Genomic DNA, 2,115 nt, shown 5'->3' with positions numbered 1-2,115 from the left:
CCGAAATGTACAAACTTTCCCAAATCTCTTGATTGCGGCTGATTTTTGTACCGACTGTATTTCCTGCTGTTTTCTCCAACACCAAATATTTGCGGAAGTAGTTATTCCACAAGTGTTGGAGGAAATCTTCAGCGAATTCGTTAAACGGCAGAATCCATTTATAATCCTTGTCTAAAAATACCCGATATGATGCGATTATTGGTAGTGCCAGGTCAGTTGGCGCACCAAACCCGAATGAATACTTGCTGTCAGGCAACAATGTAGTTTTACGTATATCAATTGATGCTAGGTCGTTAGCACCCTTTCTTCTGGGGTTGCTGATATAGTCTTGGATTATTTCGTACAGTCTTTGCTCTATCCACAAAGCATGAGTCAAGAGAGGCAGTAAGGCGGTTAATCTTTCCCTTTCTGCATCTGTGATGTTACTTGGAAGACTCATTCCTGCTGGGTGCTTGGTTCGTTTATTGCCGTCGGGGTTGTATTTATTTCTGTCGAGGCAGTAAAGGAGCTTCAACAAATGGGTGACATTACACTGTGCATTTCTGGGAGCGCCGCTTTGGTTTTGATAATAAGCGATGCGGAATTTTCTATCTTCTGCTCTTTCTAACTGAGCTAAGTACTGCTTGATGAATTTGTAATCACCTCTGGCGTTGACTTTGGAGCGAGAATCTACTGGCGTTGTAGTATTTGAAGCTAGGGCTATATCTTTGGCTGATTCTTCAGTCAGCCCGATGTGAATCGTAACTTTTACTCTGGCTTCGGTTAGGTCATATTTGTAATTTTTCGCTTGCTCAAATGCTAAAACTGTATGCCCTCCGTTGATAATGCCATCGCTACCTCCCTCCGAGGCTTCTAAAATTTCTAGCTCCAGTTCAGTTTTGTTTTTGACAGGTTTAGTTTTATTGGCTGACAGAACGATTCCACTGTGGCGAGAGAAGAATTTTGCAGGTTCGGTTGTCAGTGAGTCGAACATTTGTCTGTAGGTCGCGCTTTTGCGGTTCGCTTCCCGGATGTTCGGTTCTAGCGGCAGGTCTATCGGGAAGCTGTCTACATGGGCGGTGGCAATGATGCAGTTTGGGTTAGCTTGAAAATAGTTATCTATTTTTAGATTCCAAGTCTTGGGCATAGTTGATTTGCAATGTCAGGGGAATTTCCATGTTAACTAAAACCCGTATCTAATATCCCGTTTCTCGCTAATGCCAAGTACAGAATTATGTTGCGTCGTCTTGTTCTCTAAGATTTACTTTATAAATAGTCTCTCAGCAAGCTTTCTAGAGAATAAATTGTAAAAGTTGTTTCGTAACTTTGCTTTTACCTTTAAAAGAGCAAAGTCACGAAAGCGAACTACTTAATATTTTTGGCATTTTCAGTATGAAATAAGGGAAAATGTGAGCAATTGGAGCGCCTGCGTGGAATCGGAGCAAATAATATGTCTAACCTAAATATTGCAAAAGGTAGTTGCCTGTGTGGAGGAGTAAGTCTTTCTACAACTACTATGAGTAAAAATGTGGGAGCGTGTCATTGTGGTATATGCCGCAATTGGGGCGGAGGGCCTCTGTTAGCTATTGACTGTAAAAGTGATGTCAGCTTGTCTGGTGAAGAAAATATTGGGCTTTATCAATCGTCACAGTGGGCAGAACGTGGATTCTGTAAGCAGTGTGGGAGCCATCTATTTTATAAATTGAAACAAAATAACCAGTATTTCATCCCCGTTGGACTATTCGATAGTTCTGAAGGTCTTGTTTTCGATCATCAGGTATTCATTGATGAAAAGCCCAAATATTATTGTTTTGCCAATGAAACTAAGAACCTGACAGGGGCCGAGGTCTTTGCACAGTTTGCACCTCCTGAATGATTCCTAAACATTAGAGTTACTTTTTACCAGTTTGAGTTAGGTTGGGCGAATGAGCGCACTACTTCACCCTTGAGACAACAAATCATCCGGCTATGTCTTTACCACTCCTATAAGTCATAGCTCTGGGTTTTCTCTTCTTGAGAGGGACTACTGATTTCTTGGGTGCTTGTGGCGGACGACATTTTTCACAGTAGAGCGGTCGCACACCAAAGGTTTCTCGTTGTGTGGGTTGTTCGCATTGCTTACATACGAAGTTGAAA

At 41.9% G+C, this 2,115-nt stretch carries 2 protein-coding genes; one reads left to right on the top strand and one right to left on the bottom strand.

All coding sequences use genetic code 11. The features are described from left to right. Positions 1-1,126: AIPR family protein (locus tag G1O98_RS37950; RefSeq protein WP_163939575.1), on the bottom strand; the 1,126-nt coding region annotated here is incomplete at its 3' end. A 303-nt stretch (positions 1,127-1,429) separates the two neighbouring features. Here G1O98_RS37950 and G1O98_RS37945 point away from each other — a divergent pair. After that, on the top strand, positions 1,430-1,855 hold the full coding sequence (locus tag G1O98_RS37945; RefSeq protein WP_163939573.1) for a GFA family protein: 426 nt from the start codon (positions 1,430-1,432) through the stop codon (positions 1,853-1,855). Positions 1,856-2,115 lie beyond the last annotated feature (260 nt).

The organism is Nostoc sp. UIC 10630, assembly GCF_010747425.1.
Lineage (GTDB): Bacteria > Cyanobacteriota > Cyanobacteriia > Cyanobacteriales > Nostocaceae > Nostoc.
This window is presented reverse-complemented; position numbering and strand designations above follow the sequence as displayed.